The sequence below is a fragment of the Legionella stuttgartensis genome, assembly GCF_977063405.2.
Window position 1 is genome coordinate 378,838 of record NZ_CDRUHA020000060.1, and the last position, 25,979, is coordinate 404,816.

A 25,979-nucleotide genomic window follows, 5' to 3' on the forward strand; every position below is an offset into this window, starting at 1 on the left:
AATAGCTCTTATTTTTAAACTAAGGATCATAGAACAGGTGTTCCTGAGTTATGGTTAAACTCTTCTTTGGTCATTAATAAGTGCAATTGTGCCGCAATTGTATGCCAATAGTTTTTATCATAAATTATCTCTGGTTGAGGCTTATATTCATGGCGCTCTAACAGGCGATCGAATTTTTCAAATAAATAAGAGGCAAAAGAGTGGTTCTCATAGCGAGTAGAAGGCTCTTCGAAAAATCGCTCCATCTGTATCATAATTTTATTAGTATCCTCACTTGCCAGTGCCTCATCATTGATTCTCTCTGCTCTTTTTTGCCCATCATCAGAATGGCGCCACCAACTAAACCAACCATTAGGTTGGCGATTATTGATACCTAGTTTATAGTAATTACTATAAGCAACCCATGCATCCGATATCGTATTTTTCAATTCTTTAAGCCAGTCTACAGTTACGTCCATATCCGTTGCTTCATCTGCTATTTGCTCATTTGTTTTAAAAAAATCATGCATTGATGTGGAGTTTCGCTGTGAACGTGAAGGTTTTTTATGCTTTATTTGGGGCCTAAATTTAGTAAGATGAGTGAGCATTCTCGGATTAGTATTATTCTCATCCGTATTAATGGAGGCCATCTCTTTTAATCTTAATTGCTCTTTAGCGGCGATTAACTCTGCTCTTCTTTGAGCAACTAATCCTGTAGGAATATCAAAATTCTTTTTTCTTATAAACGAAGTTGTCTGTTTATTGTTTTTGCCCATTATAATTCCTTATCCCTAAGTTATTAATTAGAGCACTTCTATCTCTTTGTTTCTGAGGTGCTCCTTTACTCCATATATATTCTAATGGCAAGTTATGAGTATTTTTCCATATTTTCTCACCTAAGAGCCTCCATTCCTTAGTTTCCGCGAAACAAGTCCCAAAACGTAGGTTCTAAGACAAAGATACCTTGTACCATCTATATTTATGGAATAGCTCTATATACATCATATTGATATGACTCTATGGCAACTTAATCATATAGGCTCTTTTTTTACTATGCAATAATTCTAGTCCTAAATTCATGTTTCCTGGATGTTAGATAAATTAAGGCTTAACGTCGCACCGGAAGGAATCAGTCTATACTTTGGAATAATATTGGTTCAGGTAAAGGAATGCCCATGAACGCTTATACTGTAGACATCCAACATCCAGTAACTATTCCCAGTAAAAATGTTTATCTCAACGGGTTTTTATTTATCCCTGAAGAGGCGAAAGGAATGGTGATTTTTGTACACGGGAGTGGGAGCAGTCGATTCAGTAGTCGAAATCAATATGTGGCAAGTATCTTAAACGAAGGAAAATATGCAACCTTGCTTTTTGATCTCCTTACCTCACAAGAAGATGTCATTGATAATGTCACTCGTGAGTTTCGTTTTGATATTCATTTATTAGCTTCTCGGCTTCTTGATGTCATTCATTGGTGTACTAGAGAATTTGCAGCATATCATTTTCCAATTGGTTTGTTTGGATCGAGCACCGGAGGAGGTGCAGCACTTGTAGCCGCTGCACAGGGGCCTAATTTAGTTAAAACGATTGTCTCACGTGGTGGAAGGCCTGATTTAGCCGGAGCCTATTTACCTCGAGTCAAAACCCCTACGTTACTTATTGTTGGTGGCAATGATGAGGTAGTTATTGGGCTTAATCAGCAAGCGATGAACCAAATGAGCTGTATCACTCAATTGGAACTAGTCGCTGGGGCAACTCATTTGTTTGAGGAGCCTGGAACATTACAGGAGGTTTCAAACTTAGCCAAAAAATGGTTTGACCAATATTGTATTGAATAATGTTTGTGACCGAGGAGGCTTTATGAATAAGGATGCTCTGCACAAGCTAGTCGATGAATTGAATAATACCATTGTACCTTTGGATGCCCAAGATGAAGAGTACGATGCGGTACTTGAACAAATAGGAGATGCTCGCTTTGTGATGATTGGCGAAGCATCCCATGGAACGCATGAATTTTATCAGACTCGTATCAAAATATCCCAGCGTCTTATTAAAGAGCGTGGATTTATGGCGGTTGCAATTGAAGGGGATTGGCCTGATGCTTATCGTGTCCATCGTTTTTTACGAGGAGAAGGATCTATAGCTCATAGTGAGCGCTCGTTGGATGCTTTTGAACGATTTCCAACCTGGATGTGGCGTAATACGACGCTTCCGCCATTTCTTCATTGGTTACGTCTCTATAATGACAGTTTGCCTGCAGCACAAAAAATTGGATTTTATGGACTTGATTTGTATAGTTTAAATTCCTCTATGCAAGCTGTAATTGATTTTTTAAATAAAGTCGATCCTGAAGCGGCACAACGTGCCAAACAGCGTTATGCGTGTTTTGATCATCTTAATCAAGATCCTCAAATGTATGGTTATTTAATTAACGCCGGCGTTAAAAAATCCTGTATTAATGAGGCTGTGGCTCAATTAGTGGATTTGCAACACCGTGCTTTTGAGTATGTGCATCGTGATGGAATTGCTGCTGAAGATGAGTATTTTTTTGCAACTCAAAATGCTCGATTGGTAAAAAATGCAGAAAATTATTATCGCTCCATGCTCGAAGGTAGGGTTTCTACATGGAATATTCGAGACACTCATATGGCAGAAACACTGAATGTGTTAGCAGATCATTTGGAAACACGATTTAATAAACCGGCTAAAATAATCATTTGGGCACATAATTCTCATGTGGGCGATTCGCGTGCGACTGAAATGGGTGAACGTGACGAACTTAATCTAGGTCGGTTAGTGCGAGAGCAATATGGCATACATGCTTATTCTTTGGGTTTTTCAACTTATGAAGGCACTGTTATGGCCGCATCCGATTGGGGAAGACCTGGAGAGAAAAAGCAAGTAAGACCTGGTTTGCAAGGAAGTTTTGAGGAACTTTTTCATCAATTAAAATGCAAAAATTTTTTCTTAAATTTACTAAATAATGAGAAATTGGAGCACTATTTAAATATTCCTCGCTTGCAGCGGGCAATAGGCGTGATCTATCTTCCAGATACCGAGCGCTTTAGTCATTACTTTTTTACCCGACTTCCTTATCAGTTTGACGGGCTAATTCATTTTGATAAAACGAGTGCTTTACACCCATTAAGTCAAAAGCAGGTTATGGGTAATCAATGAAACAAAAAGAAGTTGTTTTTCGGAGTGTAGATCCTACTGCGTCATCCTGAGGAGTTTACAAAGAAGGAACTCCTCAGTTTATTCATACCCATCTTCTGGTGAGCCCTCTCTACATTTGGGATGACGGGTGGCTAATTGAAGTATCCCAGGAATCCTGGGTTTCGCTGCAGTGCCCCTGGGCTACTTACTTATATTTAATGTCGTTAAATCTTCTTCATTCAGTGTTTCTTTTTTCAATAACAATGCTGCACCTTTTTCTAAAATTTTAATGTGCTTTTTTATAACTTCTACGGCATCGTCAAATGCAGTTTGGATAATTTTTCGGACTGCTGCATCAATCTCACGGGCAGTTTCTTCACTAAATTCTCGATCGTGGTGTACCATAGGAGATTCTAAAAATGGTGAGTTTTCTTTCTGGTAGGTTACAGGGCCTAGTTTTTTATCCATGCCATAGCGCATGACCATGTTTCGTGCAATATCTGTTGCTTTGGCGAGATCGTCTGCTGCTCCCGTCGAAAATCGACCCAAGACAACAAATTCTGCGGCCCTACCTCCGAGCAGCACCATCATTTTACTTTTTAATTCTTCCTCAGTCATCAGATAGCGGTCTTCAGTAGGGCGTTGAATGGTATAACCCAAACTCCCTATACCGCGTGGAATAATGGAAACTTTGTGGACCTGGTCTACATTAGGTAAAGAGAGAGCTATCAAAGTATGTCCCATTTCGTGATAGGCCACTGCTTTTCGCTCTTCGGGGTTGAGTAAGCGATTCTTTTTCTCCAAACCTGCTACAATTCGTTCAACAGCGTTGGTAAAGTCATCCATGCTAACAGAGTCAGCATCATGGCGCGTAGCAAGCAGAGCGGCTTCATTGACTAGATTTGCCAAATCCGCACCAGAAAAACCTGGGGTTAAGGCTGCAATTTTTTCAGGATCAACATCAGCGGCTTGTTTTATTTTTTTCAGATGGACATTTAAAATATCTACTCGGCCTTTTTTATCGGGTCGATCTACGAGTACATGACGATCAAAGCGTCCAGCACGTAATAATGCGGGATCAAGAATTTCTGGTCGATTCGTCGCGGCGAGTAAGATTAATCCTTCACTGGGGTCGAAGCCATCCATTTCTGAAAGTAACTGATTTAAAGTCTGTTCCTTCTCATCATGTCCACCGCCAATAGGATAAGCACCACGTGCTCTCCCTAGAGCATCAAGTTCATCAATAAATATAATTGCCGGAGCCGTTTCGCGTGCATGGACAAAGAGATCGCGTACACGAGCTGCCCCAACACCAACAAACATTTCTACGAATTCTGAACCATTAATTGAAAAAAATGGTACTCCTGCCTCACCGGCTACCGCTCTTGCGAGCAATGTTTTACCGGTTCCAGGCGGTCCAACTAAAAGTACTCCTTTAGGTATGTGAGCTCCGATACGAGTATAATGCTGCGGATTTTTGAGGAATTCGACTACTTCCATAAGCTCGGTTTTTGCTTCATCTACTCCGGCAACATCTTGAAATGATACATGGGTTTCTTTTTCCATGTAGATTTTGGCTTTACTCTTCCCGACATCTAAAACTCCGCCAGCCGCTGAGCCTATGCGTCTTATAAAAAAACTCCACAAAGCAAAAAAAAGCAATGCCGGAATAATCCAAGAGAGCAGCATGGTTAGCCATTTGTTTTCAGCCTTTCCCTTAAATTTGACTTTCGCTGCTTCTAGGGTGGAAACAAGAGAGGGATCATTAATGCGAACTGTAGTGACCTGAGGGTCTTTGCCACCGTATTCTTTGATTTCAGTGAGTTTATCTTCTGGAAGTAATTCTGTTAAACCTTCAGGCTTTAAGTTTGCGGTAATGTAGTCTTCCGTAAGTACGACATTGTCTATTTTTTCTGCTTTTAAAAGTTTGATGAAATCGCTATAAGCTATATCTACAGGATGTGATGCGAAAAAAAAATTCTGGAATAAGAGGATCATCCAGAAAATTATCAGAACATACCAGAGCGAAAACTGCCATTGTTTATTTTCCACCACTCCCCCCAATTTAAGACAATTATCTTATTAGTAGAAAAACGAACTGGTTTTATACAGTATATACCAAGGGATGAATGATGAAGTGTTATAAAAAGACTATTTCTCAGGCTTTTGTGAATTTAGAATCAAAATTAAACCTCAATAATCAAAATTTATCTTGGCCTGATATAAGAGTAAGAAGCGATTCAGTTATTTAGAGTTAGGTAAAATTTCTACATCAATTATTTATTTCTGTCGTTGAGTACCAGCCCTTTATAAAAGCCTTTACATTGATCACTATACCAAACCCCTTGAGTGATTCCTGCTTCACTGTATTTGTATAAAAAATAATCAATTCGATCGTGCCAGGCAGTTTTTGCTGTTTTTCCAGATGCAATCAGACTCCCATTAATAAGATAAATGCCGTCAACTTTATCCATGTTAAACGATATCTGCTTCAGATTGATGCCTTTATTGGTGATAATAGGGCGAGCAATTCCATCCTTTATGGTGTGAATAAAAGTACCCGGACTATGTTCCTTACAGTATTTTTTTGTAACCCCCTTTTTATGCGGGACTGCTTTATAATAAATTCCTTTCCAAGTAATTAAATCAAGATTGGCCAAAGAAGCATTGGAAAAAAATAAGGTATATAAAAAAACTAATGCATATTTCATCATGATTTATCCTTATCTGCATGGGTTCTGCTGTGCTTAACCCAAGCTACAACTACTTAAGTTCATAGTAGTGATTTGTAAAAAGTGGTTGAAAACCAATATGTTTGTAGAGATTAAGCCCTGAACTGGATGCTTCTAAAAAGCAGGTTTGAACTTTTAAATCCAATGCTTTTTTTAAGGCATAAATCATCATTGCATGAGCAAAACCACGCTTTTGAAAGTGCGGCATTGTGGCTAAATCATCGATGCGGGCAAGGTGCTCTTTTACCGTTAATGTCATAGATACAACGACTTCCCCCGAAAAAAAACCAGAAAAATGATAAATCCCTTGGGATTTTTTCAATGCTTCATCGTGTCTTTGTATATAAACCTGGTTAATTTCGGGAGTGGATTGAAAAGCATAAGTCATAGGGATTCCCCAGGTATGTAGCTCATCATTCATCTCTCTGAATTCAAGTTGATTATCTAAGCCTTGTAGTGGGCTTGATAAAAGATCGAATATCATGCCTACACCATTATCGGTTAATTCATAATCGTGTAGAAATTGACTCTTTTGTTGGGAACCAATTTGTGTATGCTCTGAAATTACAATGGTCCATGGTAAATTCTTTTGAACGAAGTAGGATCTGCAATGTGCGAGGTCGGTTGAAAATTCCTTGTCTGTTTGGGTTACAAAAGCAGGATTAAGTCCGGCTGCGAGAACTCCGGTTTCAAAAGCAGTTATGGTCGGATGATTCAGGCAATTTAAGCTAATGAGTGAGAAAAAATGCCGCTCCAACTCATGAAAATCATTAATCAGTTTTTGCATAAAATAAATCCAAAGCGATTTTTGCTTGCATTATAACAAACCCATGAGAGGATACTATGCTTTATTAAAAGTCAGTTAAGAAATACTCCACGAGAACGGATTTTTTTCAACAATAATTGCTTGTGTTAATTGCTATCAAAGCAAGACAGCGAAAGAATTCTCCATTCTTAGCACGCTCGCATATGGATAATCCTTCGCTAACAAATTATTGCAATCAACTCTTTTAGGACTGTTTGCCGCGGATAAGAAGAACTGGTATGGGTGCATTGCGAATAACTCCTTCGGCGACGCTACCCAGTAATAAATGCTGATAACCTCGACGACCATGAGTTCCTATGACAATCAAATCAGCAGGCCAATTTTTTGCTGCTTCAAGGATTTTTTCTGGAACTTTTTCCTTGGACGGATTTATTTCAAGGAGTTGCGCTTCACAATCGGCATATTGTTTTTTTGCCATGGTTTGCATTTTATCCAAAAATTGTTGGCCATATTCTTTGAATGAAGCCTCTAACTTCTCATAATCAACTCCAGTTCCAACATAAGGAGCATAAAATTCATTCGCAATGTGTACAATTCGTAATTTTGCCTTATGCATTTTACTCAGCTTAATGGCTTCCTGGAAGGCTTGCATTGATGTATCACTCTCATCAATCGCAACTAAAATATTTTGATACATTTCTATTTCCTTATAAAGGTAACGATTTCCACTTATGGGGAATATCTTACCTATAATCTAGAATGAAACATAGATAGAATGGTTAATTAAGCTAAAACAAATAAATGAATTATTTTTGATGAACAACCGCATGAGGCAAAATACTATGAACCATGAAACTTTATTTAGTCCCTTCAATTTAAGAGGGCTCCCGCTTAAAAATCGCATTGTTATGGCCCCACTAACGCGAAATCGTTCAATCCATGGAATTGATACTCCTTCAGAGCTTAATGCAGAGTATTATGCGCAGCGTGCAGATGCAGGCTTAATCATCGCGGAGGCAACCCAAATTTCGCCGACAGGAAAGGGATATGCTTGGACTCCGGGAATCTATTCCTCAGAACAAATTGCGGGATGGAAATTAGTTACGGATGCAGTTCATGCCAAAGGAGGTGCTATTTATTTACAGCTCTGGCATGTAGGACGAATTTCACATCCTTCCTTGCAACCCGGAGGTATTGCTCCTGTGGCTCCTTCTGCCATCCCGGCAACAGGACAGCGCACCTTTATTGAAAACGGTACTTTTGTCGAAGTCGGAGCGCCGCGCGCATTAAAGCTTAGTGAAATTCCTCGTATTATTGAAGATTATCGATCTGCTGCCAGAAATGCGGTTTTAGCGGGATTTGATGGGGTGGAAATTCATGCCGCAAATGGATATCTAATCCACCAATTTTTGTGTGATGGGACAAATCAACGAACGGATCAATATGGTGGTTCAATTACAAATCGATTGCGCTTTGCGCTGGAAGTGACCGATGCTATTGTCGCTGAAATTGGCGCAAATCGAACAGGAATCCGTCTTGCTCCTGTAAGTCATGCCAATGGAGTCACAGATACTTCACCTGCAGCTGTTTTTTTTCCACTTGTACAAGAACTGAGCCGACTTGAATTGGCTTATGTTCATGTTATTGAAGGAGAAACTCAAGGACCTCGCGAGTATTACGGTTTTGATTTCCAGGCATTACGCAAAGAATTTAATGGCCCCTGGATGGTAAATAATGGTTATACATTGGAAATGGCCGACGAAGCAGTAACTAGTGGTTATGCTGATCTTGTTGCTTTTGGAAGATATTTTATTTCCAATCCCGATCTGGTCATGCGATTTAGAAAAAATGCACCATTGAATGAATTAGAGCGTGCAACTTTATACGGTGGTAGTATAAAAGGTTATACGGATTATCCTTTTTTAAAATCAAATCAATGATGTGGATGGAATGAAACGATGCTAAAGCAATGGTTGCTGGGTCTCTTTCTTGTTATTTTAATTGTTACCGTAGCGTATTTTTGGCAACGTTATTTCATTTATTTCCCATCTGCTGAAGAACCTAAGCTGCAAGATTTTCAGGCAGAAGATATGCAAATTATTAAAATCCCTGTTGCGGATGGTTTGACTTTAAGCTCTTGGTATAAACCCCCACTGGATACGAAACCAATAATTGTCTATTTACATGGGAATGCAGGACATATTGGTTACCGTATGCCCCTTGTTCGACAGTTCCTCTCACAAGGTTTTGGCGTGTTATTACTTGAATATCGAGGATATGGAGGAAATCCAGGTAAGCCCACTGAATCAGGATTATATAAAGATGCACGAGCTGCAATGCAATTTTTGCAACGACAGGGGATTAAGGGAAATAATATCGTTCTCTATGGGGAATCCTTAGGAACCGGGGTTGCCACACAAATGGCGACAGAATTCCCAGTTTGCGCCTTAGTTCTGCAATCACCATATACCTCATTAACGGCATTGGCTCGCTATCATTACTCCTGGATACCCATGCCTATGATTGATAAGTATGATTCTTTATCACGGATTCAAAAAATTCATGTTCCCATCTTAATGTTGCATGGGAAACTGGATGGGGTGGTACCTTACAATCAAGGTTTAACTTTATTTCATCAAGCCAACCAACCTAAGGAATGGATTGAGTTTTCGGATAAAGGACATCAGAACTTATGGAATGATCAATTTGCAGAGACGGTCATTCATTTTATTCATGCTTATTGTGGCGCGGATTCCAAACATGTCCTTGAACGATATCCTCGGGGTAGCCTGGGTGAGACCTAAGCCGTAATCCGAGAATCCTTTATCTCAACAGCGGATACTTAAGAGCAAAACGCATAAAATATTTACAAAACTCCATTCATCAAGTACTATGAATATAGGCTTCATGGGACGCCTATACCCACAAAAGAGGATCTCACCCTGGTTAGTAATTGATTTATTAATTATTCATTAACCTTTTTGTTGCTAGAGAAGTGGGTGTCTGGCGATAGCAAAGGGGATTCACATGAATAAGCTGCACCCATCATTTAGCGTTGAAGAATGTAAAGTTCAAGCTTCTATTTTATTAAAATCGTTACGCGCTACCAATCAGACAACAGTACAAAACGCCGCAAAACGTTTTCAAAATTTACCTGAGTTTAGAAATTGTTCTCTTGAAGAAATAATTCACGCCGATATTAAGCGTAAACATGCACTTGCTGTTATCGCCCTTGGAAAAGGTTTTAGTTCTTGGAGCGATTTAAAATGTCAATTGCCATTCATTCGTGGCGGATTTCTTAATGTATGGTTTGCACATTATACCGAAGCTAAATCGCATCAGCACGCACAAGGGGGCTTCTTATTACCCTATAAAAATCAATTTTTTATTTGTGATGCGGACTATATTCGTAATCTTGGCTTTAATCCTGAGGATCAGGATTGGAAGTTAATAGGATATGATTGGGTTAATCCAGAAAGCAAAGAGGCTTGGAAAAGACTGTATAAAAAATGGATGGAAATCCAAAGACAATAATAAATTTGATAAATTTTGAACCAATACTCTTGCAGTAGGAAAAAAAATTAACATAGAATGGTTTATGTTTCTTGTTAAGGGGTTATGGATGACCTATTTGAAGCACATTACCATTCTTGTTAATACTTTATTGTTAACTCAGGGATTATGTTTTGCGAAAACACATATAGAAACGAGGATATGCGATGCGAGTATTTATAATCCCTGTATTGTGCAAGACACTGAATTTTCATCTTCTTCATTAAAATGGTTACGTGATGCCTCAATGATTGCTAATGTGTATCAAGGGAATACAATAGGCATTAACGAATTGACCATTTCTGGTAGTGAAGAGCCAAGCGAAAAGGGATGGAAAGATATTTCTGATTATATAGTCAGACATGGGCATTTAAAGGGTAAACCAGTCGTGGTGTTGGACCTTCGTCAGGAAAGCCATGGCTATCTTAACGGCAGAGCGATTACCTTAGTAAGTGAATACGATTGGATCAATCGCGGAAAAACAAATGATCAAAGTCTCACAGATCAAGAAAATTGGTTGAATTCATTAAAAACTCAGAAAAAGATAAGCGGAATTTTATCTTCACAACAGTTTGCTGCTAAGGATTTTTCCAGTGGTAAAAACATCTCGGTAAAAAAGATAAAAAATGAAGCGGAATTAGTTTCAAGATTGGGTTTTGAATATCATCGCGTATACGTTACAGATCATAGTGCACCGTCCGATTCAGAAGTGGATACATTTCTAACCATAATAAAAAATGCGCCTAAAGATACATGGTTTCACATCCATTGTAGAGGAGGAAAAGGGCGGACAACGAGCTTTTTTGTGATGTACGATATGTTAAAAAATGCAGACAAAGTGAGTTTCGAAGAAATTATCGCGCGACACGCTTCAATACCGCCTTATTATAATTTGTTTGAAGTCAATCGAGCAGAGCCTTCCCTTACACCTTATTATAAGCAGAGAGTTTTATTCCTTGCTCATTTTTATCGGTTTGCTCAACAGCGTTTGAAGGGGTATCAAGGAACGTGGAGGCAATGGAATATGAGTAATTCTGAAGGGTTTGATAAGGTTTAATTTGTCCCTCACCCTCTCCCAAAAAAGAGATAGAGGATTTTTTTAGAAGTTCCGTTTTCCCCGGCTAGGAGAGCAAATAGAAATCTCCCTTCTCTCTATGGGGGAGAAGGTGTCCGTAAGGACGGATGAGGGCTAGAGGTTTATAAAAAATAATTGATGCCTTACCAGAGAGAATAATATTGAACAATAATGCAATAAACCTCAGCCGCAAATTGATAAGATATGGCGTTTTTTTATTTTTATTAGGATTAATAACCGGCTTTATATTACCTTTAATGCATAATCCTAGAATGGGGCTTTCCAGCCATCTTGAAGGAGTACTCAATGGTATTTTCTTAATTCTATTAGGATTAATCTGGCCTCAATTAAACTTATCAACATATATACAAAGTTATGGATTCATTCTCTCCCTATTTGGTACCTATACCAATTGGGCAACCACTTTGTTAGCGGGCATCTGGGGGGCAGGTGCAGGAATGATGCCAATTGCTGGAGGTGGTTTTCATGGGATAGGCTGGCAAGAAGTGCTCATTAAATTGGGATTAATTTCTTTGTCGTTTGCAATGCTTATTGTCTGTGGCATAGTACTTTGGGGTCTGAGAGACCCAGTTTGCAAAAAAAGCGAAGAAGAGTTCTAACACGATACTCTTCTGCTATTAGTTTTATAATTTGATACCCTGACAAGGAGCTATCAGCTCCATATGAGTTCCTTCAAGTTATTTTTGTGTGGAGGTAGTCGTATACCATTTATCCCCACGGATGACTTGTTCCCACCAAGAGGGCATTGTTGACTCATTCATTTCTTGCCATTGTACAGGGTGTAACACCAAAGCATCAGCCATTCGTTTTGATAAATCATACATGGCAATTCGTTTAGGAAGAGAGTCTGTCTCCCATTCAATAATTGCTTGCTGAAAATCATCATATTTCCTGAGATGTTCGCTAAGGCTAAATGCATCCTGAATGGCTAAGGAAGCACCATTTCCGACATGGGGGCGTAATATGGTACTTGCGTCCCCCAATAACAGAGCTCCGTGAGTCACAAGACGATGAACACAGACATCAACAATTTTCTGCATAAAAGGAGATTGGGTATCAAGGATTATTTGTGCTGCCGCCTGAGGTAATTTTTCATGTGCTAATTGATAAAGATGTTCTTTTGCTTTTACAGAGAAGTCGATTAAAGAGGTTGAACCCAAGTCTTGTAGATCTTCAAGTGTTATTTTTTCGTAAAAAACCCAGTTTAATTTATTTGTTTGGTGATGATATACCGGATAAGTTAATAAATGTCCTTTATTAAAACAGTAATAAAGTCCTTGCTCATTAAAAAGCGCTTGATTTTTTATTCGTTCAAATTCTAGGGTACCCCGCCAAGCAACATAACCTGAATATTCTGGTTTAACATTGGATATCAATGATCTACCTACAGATTGAATCCCATCTGCAAAAACAATTAAATCAAATTGCAGTGTTTCGCCAGATTCTAAAGTAATTTGTCCAGGACCCTTATCCTTGAGTTGTACGTCCACGACTTTAACGCCAGAGCGGTATATCGGCTCGGGTATCCTTTTTCTTAAATTAGTAAATAAAGTATCCCAGTGCAGGCTTGCCATAGAAATTCCCTGCTGCCATAAAAATTTTCCATAAACAGATTCATTATCTGCTTGGCAATAAAAACTGCGTGCGGTACATGTATGAGATAATGTGTCTTGATCAATAAGATTTTTGGCGAGTAGAGCGTTCAGCAATTCGATAGAAATCGTAATTCCCGCTCCACGCGAATGTAAATTATCTACTTGCTCAAAAACCGTAACTTGGAATTGATCTTTTAATAATAAGGCCAGGGCGCAACCTGCTATAGAACCACCAATAATACCGACTTTCAATGTAATTTCTTCCTGGAAATTGAATGAATACAGTGGATTATATAAAGTAATCAAACAAAATCAATAAAGACCAATTAAACGCACAGGAGCTTCAGTTAAACCAGCAATTTTCATAGGCAAAACCATGCTGAAAGCTCCTGAAGCAGGTAATTTGTTTGCATTAAAAATATTTTCAACAATGTATTTTTTGTTTTCGAGCATAATTTGGTGAACGATATAGTCATTTTCTGGTCTATCTGGGGATAAGGTATCAATACCAATACCTGCGCAATTTCGTTCTACTAATAATTGAGCGGCTTCTTTGCTAACGCAGGGAAAAATTAAATTATTCCTATATTGCTTCGCATCATGCCAATGTCTTTCCCATCCAGTATAAAAAATAACGAAAGTATGTTCTGCTATTGCGCCATGGATTTTCTCGAAATTCAGAATGTCGTTCAGAGCAATGCTATAGCACTCATGTGATTGATGACTTACATCAATCACCACACATTGAGTAATCAAATGATGGTCAACAAGATTTAGCTCCGCAACATGAAGCCCATTTTTGATGCAATGTGCAGGGGCATCAATATGAGTGCCAATTCCTGCGGGCATGCTGATTTCTTGTACCTTAAATTGAACAGTAGTAGAACATTCTTCGTAATTCAGAATTGTTTTATGGTTAAACCCACAGCCAACGTCCCATGAGGGACTCTCGATAGTAAGAGTATGTGTTAAGTCAATGATCTTAAATGGAAGAGTCATTAGATTCTCAGGAAAGCAATATATTCATATGTTTTGCCATAATTTCAGGAAAAGGAAAATAGTTATTCATTTTTCTTATGAATAGTTTCTTGTGATTAAAACACCTGGATGCTGGGGTAGGGGCATAACTTAATGTTATTAAATAAAATATACTCAAGTTCTGATTGCCGCGCGCTTTATGCGCGGCTCATAGGCAAGGTATGGGCTCATTAAATATGAGCCACAAAGCGCAGAATTCCATTTGTACCTTGAGGACGATTTCTGGCATCTTGTTCAGAGTAGACATTAAAAAAGATAAAATGGTTTTTGCTAAGACTATAGACCATACCAGGACCAATCGCCCAAACACTTTCTTTACGACCTGGGAAGCCAACCCCATTAACCAAGGTGTCTGTAATCTGATTAAAAAAGTAGCCATTAACGCCCACAGTAAACTTCTCTATTATTGCGTAACCTACAGCAATGTCTGCAAAAATAGCCTGTCCTGCTTGGATAGATGAAACATTTGGTCCAAAGGCAACATTAGGAGTATGATTGACATCATTCCACAGATAATGAAATCGCGCAGACGTAGATAATTTAGGGGTCATCCAAAAGGTAAAAGCCCAATAGGGATTTATAGACCAGAAGCGGCTGCTGGCATTAATTGCATTAATGCTACTGTATCGTCCTATTGGAGCGACAATATCCAGTTCGAGGCGCGAAACAAATAAAGGTCCTTTGCCATCTTTTCGCATAATCGGAGCAAATTGCAGTGCAGGCCCAATCCACAAATCACCTGGGCCATTTTCTGCTTTTAATACTGTATTCCCCAATCCATCATCTACACGGTCATTAACTACCCAAGGTAATAGCGTAGAAAAACCTAAATTAGCTCCGAAAATTTTTATTGTTGTAACATAAATAAGCTGGGTTATATTTGCAACCACATCAAGATCAGTACGGGGCAGGGGAAGTTTGTTACCCTTGTTGTCGTTAAAGCGATTGGAGGTGTAGTATTGTAAATAATCTTGGAAGTAAAAGCCTGGTCCAGAAGGCGGACTTCCATCATAAAAACTTGTATAACCGAGATTCACAACCGGTTCATCGTAAGCTAGTGCTGATGATGCCAACAATAAGATTACTAAACTAAAACAAGAATGCAGTATCCCTTTCCATTGCATAAAAAATTGTCCTTTCTAAATCAGTCTCTTTTCGAGACTTGCTCGGTTGCTATGTTCTATTATATTGGTGCGGTGCTGAAATTGAAGAAATATTAGCTTGCTCGCTTCTCAGTGTTTTGCTGTGGAAGATCCCGATCATTCTTTTTGTATGTTTATTTTGCATAATTAAGTCATAATTCTATGATGCATCATGAAATTATGTCTGATTTATACAAGAAGAACAATATGAAAAAAAATTGATTTTTTCATATGAATCAATGAGTAAACGTAATGAGAGAATTTAATAAAATGAGTCCCATAGTTTTTATAGAAAATCCAAGTGAAGAAGATCATGGCGCTATATGCAAGGGAATTGATCAGTATGCAGCTCAACTCGGCCTTGCTGGAACAGGCGGTTATTTTTATGTGGCGTACGATGATGAGAACAACATAATTGCCGCAATCTCTGGTTTTGATAACTTTGGACCAGCGGAAATAGGTGGTTTATGGGTCGATGAACGGTATCGAGAGCAAGGCTATGGAAAAGCCCTACTTGCTAAAGCAGAAGAGTGGGCGAAACATAAAGGATGCAAGATGATGAGCGTATTTACATTAAAAGATTGGCCAGCATGTTCTTGGTATCAAAAGTTGGGTTTTGTTATCGAGTATGAGCGGCCTGGTCATGCAAATGACTCCATAGGGTGTTATTTGATAAAAAAACTCTAATTTTTTATTGATATTGGTACTCGAGGAGGTAAATATGATGCGTACCGCATTTATAGGTCTGGATTATATTATTGATATTATGCATCCACAAGGCAAGATTGCGCGTTCGGCAGCGCATGCCCAGCAACGTGATATAATTAAAAAGGTAAATAAAGCTCTTGAAATTGCAAAGTTAAAAAATTGGTTAACCATAATGGTAAAAGTTGGTTTTAGTGCACATTATACGGAACAACCAAAGAACTCACCTATCTTTGGTAAGGTTCATGAATTGGACGCACTAAAGCTTGGCTCCAAAGGAACCGAATTTCATCCAGAATTACAGATTGGTAATAGTTTAATAATAGTCAAACCAAGAGTTAGCGCATTTTATGGAACGGCTCTTGATTCAGCGTTACGAGCAAATCAAATTGAACGAGTGATACTAGGGGGTGTAAGTACTTCCTGGGCAGTTCAAAGCACGGCTCGCGATGCTCATGATCGGGATTATAAAGTGTGTATCGTTGAGGATATTTGTGCGGCAGCAAATCAGGAGGAACATCAAGGCTCCATCCAATTAATGGAAAAAATAGCGCAAATTGTCACCGTAAATGAATTAAAAGGTATCTAATGCATGTTATTTCTAAGACAATACAAGCACTAAAAGATGAAATTCAGATTGGATCTTTGCTGCGAGGGATCATTGTATTGTTGCCCTTTGCCCTTCTTTATTTGACTACCAATAATCCGATTTGGCTTCAATCTTCTGTTTTAACTATGTCGACCCTTATTGTAGAAGAACGACTTGAGTTGACTGCATTAGGGGTGTTACTTCATGGTTGTATGATCATTGTAATGTTTTATTTACTTTTTCTAACTCAACTTATGCCAGTGCTGTATATTGTCTCATGTACCCTCGCGGCTACGACAGTAATTTTGGTGACGATGAAGGGGGAGAAATTGCGTCCTTTAGGGAGTTGGACTTTTATTCCGGCCATAATTCTTGCTACAGAGTTTGCTGCGGAAACTAATCCTACAGAAATGTTACATCGGGCTCCTCAATTTTTACCTTATTTATTGATCGCATTAGTCCCTACTTTATTGCTTGCTCAATTTGATGAAATAAGCGCATATTACAAAAAACGAGAGATTCATTACCATCCATTGCGATTGGGAGGTTTAAATGATTTTGGAGCGCAAAATCCTTATGTTGAAAGTATGATCGCTATGGCAATCGCCGTTTGTATTTCAGCATTTCTGGTTGAATATTTTCACATGCAAAACGGTCAGTGGATGATTTGGGGGACTGCCAGTGTGGTTACTGGTAACGTAACGACCTCACCACAAAAATTGAGTCAACGCGTTATCGGGGTATCATTAGGTGTCCCCTTAGGCATTATATTCGGACTGATTCTACCCAGTACGCCTTTTGATTTGACCCTTGCCATTTGTGGCATTTTCTTAACTTTGGTTGCCTTCCGTCGTTATGTCATTGCATATTTTTTCCGCTGTTTCTTTGTTGCAACAACAGTGATGTTAGTCACTCATTCAGCCAGTGTCGCATCAGAACGCTTGACGCATGTTATATTGGGTGGACTCATAGGGTTCGGCTCAGTGATATTTTGTCATCTCGCTCAAACGTATTTGGTGAAAAAATAAAATCAAAACGTAAACTTAGCTGAGTTTTTACGATCATTTGTCTTTGTGTCGCCGCTGTATTTTAGCAAATTTCTTCTGTATTATTTTAAAGATCATCTGCAATACACCTTACAGGAGGTACCCATGCGTAGAATTGGTTTTTCAAAGTCTCTTAGTGCTGCTTTATTGACTTTTTTTATTCTTCCGACGCCCTCATTGGCAGCACAAAAATCTCATCTACGTGGAGAACGTTATTGTGAGATTATTATTTCTAAAAGCCTCAGTGAGTACGCGGTATACAATACAATCGGTCTTAATGATTGCCCACAAAAAATTTGGGAAAAAATAACCACTGAAGATGTAAAAAAAGAAACGAGATCTACTCACGTACATTTAAATGGTCCTCGCTACTGGATGATAGATGGGATGCAAAACTCCAATTTAGTGAACTCTAATGTCAAAACATTTAACGGGTTAGCTATGCGAGAGGCGGGTATACTCCATATTCCTTTAAAAGATTTATTATTAGATGCTCCTTATCGGCCTCTGGATGTTGCGCGTAAAACCACATGGATCTATGAAGGTGGAAAACCTGTTTATGAACTTATTGACCCTGATGGTAATGTGTTTGTAATGCAATCCTATAGTGTTCAAAAAATCCCACAAACCAAGCAATCTCTGTCGCAATTGGGCTCAAAATTGAAGTTGCCTGCTAATTGGCAATTTAAAACCGGAGTTCTTAAAAAAACGGATACTGTGCAAGCGATTAATGATATGGCGGTGGTTGTTCAAGACAACTTTTTAAACACCTATCAAAAAGCGACTCATGATTTGCTTGCAGACAAGTAAGTTCATGAGAGCTATCAACTTTAAAGTTGATGCGTATTATCTAAATATTCGTATTTTGGAACGATCTAGAGTTTAATGCTCATTGTTTGATAATGAGCCTTTCTGCGCTTGTTACAATAACCCAAATCCTTTATTTCCAAGCTAGAATTTCTGGGGATTTACGTGAAACCTCAGATGGTTCACCAGCTGGAATCCCTACAATAATTGGGGCAATTGCTGTGATATCAGAGGGAAGATTGAGTTTCATTTTCCACTCTGGAGTATTCAAAGTTGAAACAGCAAGGCCAATAACACAAGTACCTAGTCCTTGAGCACAAGCAGTCAACATTAGGTTTTCAGCCGCTAACCAACAATCAGCAGCTACAAAAGGACCATGTAATTTGCTGTAAATAACAATAAGGGTACTTGCATTATAAAACGCATGAAAATCAGGATTATTAACCAGTTCTTGCAGATATTTCATTTGCATTTTGGAATAATTATGGGCTTCAGTATAAATCAAGGCTTTCACGCTGTCTGATAAGCGATTTAAGATATCCTGATCTTGAATTATCACAAAGGACCAGGGTTCTTCATGCATCGCAGTAGGTGCTTGTACTGCAGCATCAAGCAATGAATGAATGAGCGCTTGATCCAGTTTTTGCGGTTTATAATTACGTACAGCGCGACGTTTATAGATTGCGTCAATTTCACTCATTAGGGCCGTTTCTTCCTTAACTTTTTTTGAAGTAGCCATAATTCTCTCCACATAAACCCCGTGACTTATATAGTTTTTTCATAACATCTTCTGGTTCTTAAATTCTGGTTCATCTTCCTACTTTGTCAAGTTTAATACTTAGAATTTCTGATGCACACAGTTCTTATCAAATAGATTATTTGCTTGTATAATAAATGGATATTTTGTTTATTTATAAGATTAAGAATGTCTTTTAAAGAATTAATGGAAATTGAGCGGTTAAAACTGAATGAGATCAGCGAACCAAAACAACGCGTTGAGCTTTTGACAACGATTCACCAAGTCTATATAAAAGAAATTAATTGTCTCATAGAACAATTAAACCAAAGCCAAGAGGATGAACGCAGCAAACTATTAAAGCAAATTAAAGAAACAGACCAACTCTATCTTGAATTAAAAGGGATTCAAATTACTGGTCATTTCTTATTTAGTCGTCATGGAAAATGCAGCGGTTGGGAACAAAAGAAATTTGGTTTAAGCCCCAATGCTGCTCTTTCTGAAGAAGCTGAACGAAACATGGAACAAACCAGTCAATCCACTAGTGACTTATTATTTTATTCAACAAGTGAGCGGCCTTTGTCAATTGCCATTTCACCGATGAATCGAGCACTGCAAACCGCTGGATGGGTGATTCCTAAGGAAATTAAAAATGCAAGAATCGCTGTTCTGCCTTTTTTGGCAGAAAACAGTAATGCACCCTCCGGCTATGATGTTCGTTCAATTGCTGATATGCAGAAATTATATGACAAGCTCTCTTTTTGGACATCCCCTATCAAAAAGCTTCTTTTAAAACTGTCCTTATGGATTTATAGTGAGGAAGACTTTGTTAGGCTTTATGAAAAGAGAAAACATGCGGCTGAAAAAATACAGGAGCATGGTAATAAGATTCTTCTCGAGGAACATGATGATGTGTACCAAGATTTGGATTACGCGGCTGACAAAATAGAAGAGACTAATATTTTTATTAGAAACCTGGAACAGCAAGATTGTTGGTTGTTTGGACATGGAAAAAATTTCAAAGCCTTTTTTCAAACAGTTTTAGGTATCACATTAGATTTTGATTATGGTGAAACACGCCGTGTTTATAAGATAGAAGATGAGGATCATAAATCGTCATTATTTGCTCCTCCCTATGTGATGCTCATTGATCAAGAAACGGGAAAAATAAAAGGAAAATATACTGGGGAAATTGGCACCTCCCTACAACTGGAGTCTGTAACTTCATCAGTTTCATCCAAGGAAGAGGCATACCCCAATGTATCAACGGCTATAGCCAATTTAGGGATGCCTATTCCAACAGCAGAAAACGAAATAGAACAATCGATTACCCCTTCAATTAGTATTGAGAGACCTACCGAATCAAAAACACAACATCAGGAGAGTCAGCCTCTAATCGTGAAAAATTTCTAATAGGGACACACAGATTTGATAGCAACTTTATAATCAGATTTATGTAATTATAAAATGATGCTAAAGTTTCTATGAAACTCAGCTTAATAAGGTACTTGGGAATATCATGTATGATGCGATTATCTTTGATTTTGACGGTGTTATTTTAGATAGTGAGCCCATTCATTATGACGCCTGTTGTTATGTTCTTAAGCCCCTAGGAATAAGCATAAGTTATTCTGAATATATGGAAAACTATTTAGGTCTAGCCGATAAAGATCTGTTCCCTAAGCTATTGCACAATAAGGGTGTTAGTAGTTCTGATACGGAAACTAAACGTTTGATTCAACAGAAATCCGAGGTCTACGTTCATATTATTAATACCTGCAACCCGTTGCCGCTGATTGTAGACTTTGAACAATTTATTTTTAAAATAGCTTCTAAAGTAAATAAAATTGCCATTTGTAGTGGATCCAGCCGTAGTGAAATATCGGCAGTACTTTCTAGAGTCAGACAGGGTAAATTGCAGGCTTATTTTGATGCAATTGTGACAACCGAGGACGTACAAAGCGGAAAGCCATCTCCTGAAGGGTATTTATTAGCGGCGACACGTCTCAATGTGATCCCAGGACGTTGTTTAGTCATCGAAGATACACTGCATGGAATAAAGGCAGCTAAAGCGGCCGGAATGCAGGTAATTGGTTTGACCACAACATATGGTCGAAATCAGTTTTTGCTTGCAGATCAAGTCATTACAGGTTATCGACAATTATTAAGCAGGGTGTGGTAAATTTCGTTATTGATTGGCTAACCAATCCTCGTAGGTGAGAGCAAAACGAAAATGATCACACCATATGCCATTAATTTTTAAGTATCTTGGTGAAAACCCTTCCTTGAGAAAACCATTTTGGGTGGCTAGGTGGATGGATGCAGTATTGGTTGGTTGAATGTTTGCTTCAATCCGATGCAGTTTTAGTTCTAAGAAAATTTCTTTTAAAACCAGCTTTAATGCCTGACTCATTAAGCCTTGGCCCGCATAAGTTACTGATGCAAAATATCCCATATAGGCGCTTTGAAATACGCCTTGAATTATTTCATTAATATTGAAGACACCGATAATGTGATCGTGTTGATTTAATGCCAAAAAGCATCGACGATCCTCGTGCTCGAATTTTTGTATATAGGCTTGGAATTCTTCACGAGTTTGGGGTGCAGTAACAAAAGGGTAGTGGAAGTTCCGGCTTTTTTGCATGGTCAAGAGAAAATTCGCTTCATCATATTGATTTAATTGGCGCAGGTATATCTTGTTTGTACTGTGCATGGGCGATAGGCATCTTGAGAAATAGGAAATTCTACCACAGTTCTTATTGTCAAGAATTAAGGGTAACTCTTAATTTGAAACACTCTATTTTTTGGAGTAAGATTGCGCGAAAAAATAACAGCTTATAATAATCATGCCAATCATTGTCAATTTATCATCCATACATGCTTTGCATCATATAAGTACATGTATACAATCATTTGAAGATATTTGCGATGATTAATCTACAGACTATTTTTAGTTCATGCTCGAGTTTCTTTCAGTCATGGACAGATTATGCTTAGGCATTATGCTATTTTTATTCTTAATCGGGAATTCAATGAGTATGATTATGGATATAGTAACTATAGAACAGCCTGAATACCGTCAGGTTCTAAAAAGTAACGCCCAAGAGGTTCAGTTTCCTTTAAGTCAAGCAGATAAAGATTTAATCACTGCTATGAAAAGTAAATTGTATGAGTTAGGTGGTGTTGGTTTGGCGGCTCCCCAGGTTAATTTTCCAAGAAGAATCATTACCGTATACATTCCTGAAGAGGCAACTTTATTAAGGGATAATGTTAAAAAATTCTATTCTATGCATGCGATGATTAATCCAAGCTATGAGCCAGTGTCAGGTTCTGTCATGCATCATGATTTCGAAGGGTGTTATTCTGTTTCCAGCAAATCAGGAAAGGTCCCTCGATATGAGCAAATTACAGTGAGCTATTATGATGAGTCAGGCCAGTTTCATCAGAATATGGAGGAAGGATTTTATGCTCGGGTTTTACAGCATGAAATTGATCATTTAAATGGCTTTTTAATTCTCGATCGTCTTACTCCAGATTGCATCCAAGGTTCTCTTGAAGAAATGATGGCTTTGCGGCGAGAGTCCTTGCCTCCAGAAAAAAGAGCTATCTTTGATCAGGTGATGGCGCGTAAGGCAAAAAAATAGGTTTGAATTTAAAGCTCAAATTACATTGCATTGCTCGTAGGATACGAAGGGTTTCTCTTTAATAACTCAGCTAAATTTTGAGCGGTAAGTTGAGCTTTTGCTTGTTCATAGCCTGCTTCGGTAATTTCTTTGTATTTTTTAAAATCCAAAATACCGAACTGGTCTACTTTTAAAGTAATACCATAGTCTGCCATGGCCATCATTTTTGCCGTATTTTGATGGGAGCTGATGGTTAATAATCGCAACACCAACTCACCTAAATTAATGGGCAATATTGATTCTTTCCCCATGAATTTGTTGTAAAGCAACTTCCAACCTGAAAGTGAATAAGGTATTGGCGTTAATTTGAAGAGGCTACTATTATTATTCACATTCGAAGCAATAATTTTACTACTGTGAGAATACCGTCTCATGACATCAGTAGGTATGTTATTCAATACTCCACCATCAATAAGCAGTTTGTCATTAAATGATACCGGTGGGTAGATAAAGGGTAAGGATATACTCGAGCGAATTGATTCCCATAACCGTCCTCTATCATGAATATATAAATTTTTGCTGATTAAGTCCGTTGAGACACAAAAGTAGTTCAGCCACAAATCTTCAATTTGACTGTCCTCACCATAGAGTTCAATTAAGCTGTCTGTGGCTCTTCTGCCGGTAGCAATTGCAATATATGGGAAGGTAAAATCAATTTTCGCTCCTTTGATTAAATATTCTTCTACATATTTTAAGAGCTCACTCGAAGAATATCCCTTCGCTAAAACAGCGGCAAGCATTGCACCCATACTTGTTCCGGCAATGTAATCTACCGGTATTCCCCGTTCTTCTAATAAGCGATAAACACCGATGTGCGCAAGACCGCGTGCTCCACCACCGCTGAGAACTAAAGAAATGGTATTGTCAGTGAAGATTCGCATCATGCGAGAAATACCTTCATCTGTATTGCTTCGAACATGAAAATGGCCATTTACGGCTCGTTTTTCTAGCCAGTTTTTAGTATTTCTAGGTGGGTTTGCAGTTTGGTGAAGAAGTACTAATACATTTCGTTTAATAAAATTATGTTGCATATTTAACATGTAATGCTCTACTTCAGATAAGTCAGCTTCATGTTCTTCGGCAAGCGCTAAATAGGCGAGCGAATCTGCTTGACGGGCACAAAATTTAGTCCAATTTGTTATTGTTTCATCGGCTAGATAAAAAATAAAAGAGTACTCTTTTTCGAGCTGGTTAATCCATAAAATTCCCTCATTACTCATATTCCCATTGTCATCTAAGAGGTCTTGTCTTTTCTCTAAGCAACTACTGGTTAATAAAAGAATTTTTTCCCCATAAGAAAAACGAAAAATCATTTCTTGTAATTGAAATTCGAGGTCTTTTATGGGTTGTATAGGAATTAAAGCAATTGATTTATTCCGTGAGGAGGCAGCATGCATTCCCTGTAGTGAATCGGTTAATCGCTTAATTGTGAATTGAGTTATTTTATTAAGTAGTTCTGGATAGGATCTACATAATTTTAAAAAATTTTTCTTCGATAATTTCAAGATGATGCTGTCGCGTAATGTATAGACATTAGCAGAGCGGGGCAAATCAGATAAAAGAGCCATTTCACCGATGATTGCGCCCTCATGTAACTCGCCTTGAAACGTCACATTCCCTTCGGAATCTGTTACCTGATAGTAAAGGCGGCCTTTAATTAGAATGTAAAGATCATTCATGTTTTCCCCTTTTTGAATCAAAAGGGAATCAGCAGTTCGAGATTCTATCTCCAAAACACGGGAAAGTTTTGAAAGACATGCTTCGCTCATGAAACTAAAAGGCTCATGTTGCTGAATGAATTCAAAAATCTCTTTTGGTGTGAATAGGGGTTGATTCATATTTTATTATTAATAGTCCGCTAATTATCCTTAATTATAGACATGTTTTTAATTAAGGGTGCCTTGCAAGGATAAAGCCTTTAAATAATAATCTTTAATTTATAAGTTATTCTTTTTACCAGGGAAAAGGAGAAAGGGAGCGTGTCACATAATTACAGTGAGTTTGATGCTGATGAACGAACTGGAACAGACTTGCGTATCGCGGTTCTGGGTATCTGTCTGCTTGCTTGTGCCTTATTTGCCCTAACCATGTTTCTTGATGTCCAGGCTCATAAGGGTAATATCAAATACCCAGGCTGGATTTCAATAGGTGATGTTGATGATGCCAGAGTGATGCTTGTTGCAATTATTGGTGCAGTGAGTACCGTTCTGGGCCTTGTTTTTTCTGTTGTACTTCTGGTGTTATCCATGGCATCAACTCAGTTTGGCCCTCGTCTTTTACGTCGATTTATCATTGAGCAGAATGGACAAGGAACAATAGGCCTATTCTCATCTACGTTTCTTTTTAGTTTATTTACCTTAGTCGTCGTTCGGTATCAGGATGGACATGAATTTGTACCTCATTTGACTACGTTAACTGCTGTTTTGATGATGATTCTCTCATTTGCAGCACTGATTAATTTTAGCCAAAATATCCGCAAAGAGATTCAAACCGGAAATTTGATTGCTAAAGTTGATGAAGATTTGTCTCGGGTAATTACTAACTATGTCGCATTGAGGAAGGAGCGCACCAAGGAAAGTGCAAATATCGCAGCAGAGGAGCATCCTGAGGTATTACGTAAACGCTCATTGGATGAGGGATATTCAGTTCTTGCTAGTAATCCAGGCTATTTACAGTCAATCAATTATAGTAAGTTAATCAAAGCTGCTACACGTGAAGATGCGGTGATTATTTTAAAAGTTCGCCCAGGTCATTTTGTCATTACTGATACAACCCTGGCTGAGATTATCCCCAAGGAAAAAGGTCATATTTTAATAAAAACCATCCATGACACTTTGCGCATAGGACCAAATCGAACATTATCACAAGATCCGGAATTTGCTATTGCCCAAATTGTTGAAATTGGGACTCGTGCTTTGGGAGATGCAATTAATGATACTTTTACCGGGGTTGCGTGTGTTGATTGGCTTACTAACAATATTAGTGTTTTAGTTGATCTGCCTGAAACTGGGGAATCTTGGCAAGATGAAGCAGGGCGTACTCGACTTATTGAAGTGCCTGTACAATTTTCCCGTCTCGTTGGTGCCGCATTTGATATGATTCGAGAGTCAGGGGGAAGTAATCCGGCAATTCTAATACGGATGTTGCAAAACTTTACCCGCATCGCACCTCATTTGCGCAGCGATAAGCAACGTGTTGCGATTCTGCGTCAGGTAACAGCAATTAGAGAGTTTGTCGATTTACACCCATTTACGCGCACCGACATGAAGGACATGATCGAAATTTATGATAAAGCGTGTGCTGCATTGAAGATTACACTTTAAGGAAAACCATTATTTTTCAAAGGTGAACTTG

26 protein-coding genes are annotated in these 25,979 nt (G+C 38.4%); 15 read left to right on the forward strand and 11 right to left on the reverse strand.

What is annotated here, in order from left to right:
- Positions 1 to 26 precede the first annotated feature (26 nt).
- Positions 27 to 755, reverse strand: coding sequence for a hypothetical protein (locus ACWTEW_RS21020; RefSeq protein ID WP_454780460.1), 729 nt, complete (start codon positions 753 to 755; stop codon positions 27 to 29).
- A 399-nt stretch (positions 756 to 1,154) separates the two neighbouring features.
- Between ACWTEW_RS21020 and ACWTEW_RS21025 the strand changes: the two genes are divergently transcribed.
- Both ACWTEW_RS21025 and ACWTEW_RS21030 read left to right on the forward strand, forming a co-directional pair.
- Positions 1,155 to 1,820: a dienelactone hydrolase family protein gene (locus ACWTEW_RS21025; RefSeq protein WP_454780461.1), complete on the forward strand. Its 666-nt coding sequence runs from the start codon at positions 1,155 to 1,157 to the stop codon at positions 1,818 to 1,820.
- Positions 1,821 to 1,842: 22 nt separating this feature from the next.
- Positions 1,843 to 3,159 (forward strand): erythromycin esterase family protein, encoded by a 1,317-nt coding sequence (locus ACWTEW_RS21030; RefSeq protein WP_454780462.1) that lies wholly within the window; start codon positions 1,843 to 1,845, stop codon positions 3,157 to 3,159.
- 180 nt (positions 3,160 to 3,339) lie between these two features.
- On the opposite strand, the gene ftsH is transcribed toward ACWTEW_RS21030, so the two are convergent.
- The 4 genes from ftsH to ACWTEW_RS21050 form a co-directional block, all read right to left on the reverse strand.
- On the reverse strand, positions 3,340 to 5,190 hold the full coding sequence (ftsH, locus tag ACWTEW_RS21035) for an ATP-dependent zinc metalloprotease FtsH (protein WP_454780463.1): 1,851 nt from the start codon (positions 5,188 to 5,190) through the stop codon (positions 3,340 to 3,342).
- Positions 5,191 to 5,414: 224 nt separating this feature from the next.
- Positions 5,415 to 5,852 carry a hypothetical protein gene (locus ACWTEW_RS21040; protein ID WP_454780464.1) on the reverse strand — a complete coding sequence of 146 codons (438 nt, stop codon included), beginning with the start codon at positions 5,850 to 5,852 and terminating at the stop codon, positions 5,415 to 5,417.
- Positions 5,853 to 5,901: 49 nt separating this feature from the next.
- Positions 5,902 to 6,657 (reverse strand): GNAT family N-acetyltransferase, encoded by a 756-nt coding sequence (locus ACWTEW_RS21045; RefSeq protein WP_454780465.1) that lies wholly within the window; start codon positions 6,655 to 6,657, stop codon positions 5,902 to 5,904.
- 223 nt (positions 6,658 to 6,880) lie between these two features.
- On the reverse strand, positions 6,881 to 7,333 hold the full coding sequence (locus tag ACWTEW_RS21050; RefSeq protein WP_454780466.1) for a universal stress protein: 453 nt from the start codon (positions 7,331 to 7,333) through the stop codon (positions 6,881 to 6,883).
- Between the two features lie 145 nt (positions 7,334 to 7,478).
- On the opposite strand from ACWTEW_RS21050, the gene ACWTEW_RS21055 reads away from it, so the two are divergent.
- The 5 genes from ACWTEW_RS21055 to ACWTEW_RS21075 all read left to right on the forward strand — a co-directional run bounded on the left by ACWTEW_RS21055 (position 7,479) and on the right by ACWTEW_RS21075 (position 11,883).
- Entirely contained in the window at positions 7,479 to 8,576 is a 1,098-nt protein-coding gene (locus ACWTEW_RS21055; RefSeq protein WP_454780467.1) for an alkene reductase, read from the forward strand.
- Positions 8,577 to 8,594: 18 nt separating this feature from the next.
- Positions 8,595 to 9,440, forward strand: a complete 846-nt coding sequence (locus tag ACWTEW_RS21060; protein WP_454780468.1) for an alpha/beta hydrolase — start codon at positions 8,595 to 8,597, stop codon at positions 9,438 to 9,440.
- 223 nt (positions 9,441 to 9,663) lie between these two features.
- The gene (locus tag ACWTEW_RS21065; protein ID WP_454780469.1) at positions 9,664 to 10,170 is read left to right on the forward strand and encodes a hypothetical protein; all 507 of its coding nucleotides are present in this window, start codon (positions 9,664 to 9,666) and stop codon (positions 10,168 to 10,170) included.
- Positions 10,171 to 10,258: 88 nt separating this feature from the next.
- Positions 10,259 to 11,245 carry a phosphatase domain-containing putative toxin gene (locus tag ACWTEW_RS21070; RefSeq protein WP_454780470.1) on the forward strand — a complete coding sequence of 329 codons (987 nt, stop codon included), beginning with the start codon at positions 10,259 to 10,261 and terminating at the stop codon, positions 11,243 to 11,245.
- Between the two features lie 179 nt (positions 11,246 to 11,424).
- Positions 11,425 to 11,883 carry a hypothetical protein gene (locus ACWTEW_RS21075; RefSeq protein WP_454780471.1) on the forward strand — a complete coding sequence of 153 codons (459 nt, stop codon included), beginning with the start codon at positions 11,425 to 11,427 and terminating at the stop codon, positions 11,881 to 11,883.
- Positions 11,884 to 11,961: 78 nt separating this feature from the next.
- Here ACWTEW_RS21075 and ACWTEW_RS21080 read toward each other — a convergent pair whose 3' ends face one another.
- The 3 genes from ACWTEW_RS21080 to ACWTEW_RS21090 all read right to left on the reverse strand — a co-directional run bounded on the left by ACWTEW_RS21080 (position 11,962) and on the right by ACWTEW_RS21090 (position 15,041).
- Entirely contained in the window at positions 11,962 to 13,131 is a 1,170-nt protein-coding gene (locus tag ACWTEW_RS21080) for an FAD binding domain-containing protein (protein ID WP_483099560.1), read from the reverse strand.
- Between the two features lie 60 nt (positions 13,132 to 13,191).
- Positions 13,192 to 13,878: a cyclase family protein gene (locus tag ACWTEW_RS21085; RefSeq protein ID WP_454780473.1), complete on the reverse strand. Its 687-nt coding sequence runs from the start codon at positions 13,876 to 13,878 to the stop codon at positions 13,192 to 13,194.
- A 209-nt stretch (positions 13,879 to 14,087) separates the two neighbouring features.
- Positions 14,088 to 15,041, reverse strand: coding sequence for a SphA family protein (locus ACWTEW_RS21090; protein ID WP_454780474.1), 954 nt, complete (start codon positions 15,039 to 15,041; stop codon positions 14,088 to 14,090).
- 270 nt (positions 15,042 to 15,311) lie between these two features.
- Here ACWTEW_RS21090 and ACWTEW_RS21095 point away from each other — a divergent pair, with 270 nt between their 5' ends.
- From ACWTEW_RS21095 to ACWTEW_RS21110, 4 genes are all read left to right on the forward strand, one after another.
- The gene (locus ACWTEW_RS21095; RefSeq protein ID WP_454780475.1) at positions 15,312 to 15,746 is read left to right on the forward strand and encodes a GNAT family N-acetyltransferase; all 435 of its coding nucleotides are present in this window, start codon (positions 15,312 to 15,314) and stop codon (positions 15,744 to 15,746) included.
- A gap of 34 nt (positions 15,747 to 15,780) precedes the next feature.
- On the forward strand, positions 15,781 to 16,353 hold the full coding sequence (locus ACWTEW_RS21100) for a cysteine hydrolase family protein (protein WP_454780476.1): 573 nt from the start codon (positions 15,781 to 15,783) through the stop codon (positions 16,351 to 16,353).
- Positions 16,353 to 17,381, forward strand: a complete 1,029-nt coding sequence (locus ACWTEW_RS21105) for an FUSC family protein (RefSeq protein WP_454780477.1) — start codon at positions 16,353 to 16,355, stop codon at positions 17,379 to 17,381. The genes ACWTEW_RS21100 and ACWTEW_RS21105 overlap by 1 nt, the downstream gene beginning before the upstream one ends.
- A gap of 123 nt (positions 17,382 to 17,504) precedes the next feature.
- A complete protein-coding gene (locus ACWTEW_RS21110; RefSeq protein ID WP_454780478.1) occupies positions 17,505 to 18,209 on the forward strand; it encodes a hypothetical protein in 705 nt (234 codons plus the stop codon).
- 130 nt (positions 18,210 to 18,339) lie between these two features.
- On the opposite strand, the gene ACWTEW_RS21115 is transcribed toward ACWTEW_RS21110, so the two are convergent.
- Positions 18,340 to 18,945: a nitroreductase family protein gene (locus ACWTEW_RS21115; RefSeq protein WP_454780479.1), complete on the reverse strand. Its 606-nt coding sequence runs from the start codon at positions 18,943 to 18,945 to the stop codon at positions 18,340 to 18,342.
- A 186-nt stretch (positions 18,946 to 19,131) separates the two neighbouring features.
- On the opposite strand from ACWTEW_RS21115, the gene ACWTEW_RS21120 reads away from it, so the two are divergent.
- The gene (locus ACWTEW_RS21120; protein WP_454780480.1) at positions 19,132 to 20,355 is read left to right on the forward strand and encodes a histidine phosphatase family protein; all 1,224 of its coding nucleotides are present in this window, start codon (positions 19,132 to 19,134) and stop codon (positions 20,353 to 20,355) included.
- Between the two features lie 106 nt (positions 20,356 to 20,461).
- A complete protein-coding gene (locus tag ACWTEW_RS21125) occupies positions 20,462 to 21,124 on the forward strand; it encodes an HAD family hydrolase (RefSeq protein WP_454780481.1) in 663 nt (220 codons plus the stop codon).
- A gap of 6 nt (positions 21,125 to 21,130) precedes the next feature.
- Here ACWTEW_RS21125 and ACWTEW_RS21130 read toward each other — a convergent pair whose 3' ends face one another.
- On the reverse strand, positions 21,131 to 21,655 hold the full coding sequence (locus ACWTEW_RS21130) for a GNAT family N-acetyltransferase (RefSeq protein WP_454780482.1): 525 nt from the start codon (positions 21,653 to 21,655) through the stop codon (positions 21,131 to 21,133).
- 325 nt (positions 21,656 to 21,980) lie between these two features.
- Here ACWTEW_RS21130 and def point away from each other — a divergent pair, with 325 nt between their 5' ends.
- Entirely contained in the window at positions 21,981 to 22,586 is a 606-nt protein-coding gene (gene def / locus ACWTEW_RS21135) for a peptide deformylase (protein WP_454780728.1), read from the forward strand.
- 20 nt (positions 22,587 to 22,606) lie between these two features.
- Here the strand turns inward: def and ACWTEW_RS21140 are convergent, their stop codons facing one another.
- Complete coding sequence (locus ACWTEW_RS21140; RefSeq protein ID WP_454780483.1) at positions 22,607 to 24,463, reverse strand: cyclic nucleotide-binding and patatin-like phospholipase domain-containing protein; 1,857 nt, start codon at positions 24,461 to 24,463, stop codon at positions 22,607 to 22,609.
- A gap of 141 nt (positions 24,464 to 24,604) precedes the next feature.
- On the opposite strand from ACWTEW_RS21140, the gene ACWTEW_RS21145 reads away from it, so the two are divergent.
- Positions 24,605 to 25,948 (forward strand): DUF2254 domain-containing protein, encoded by a 1,344-nt coding sequence (locus ACWTEW_RS21145; RefSeq protein ID WP_454780484.1) that lies wholly within the window; start codon positions 24,605 to 24,607, stop codon positions 25,946 to 25,948.
- Positions 25,949 to 25,979: the final 31 nt, after the last annotated feature.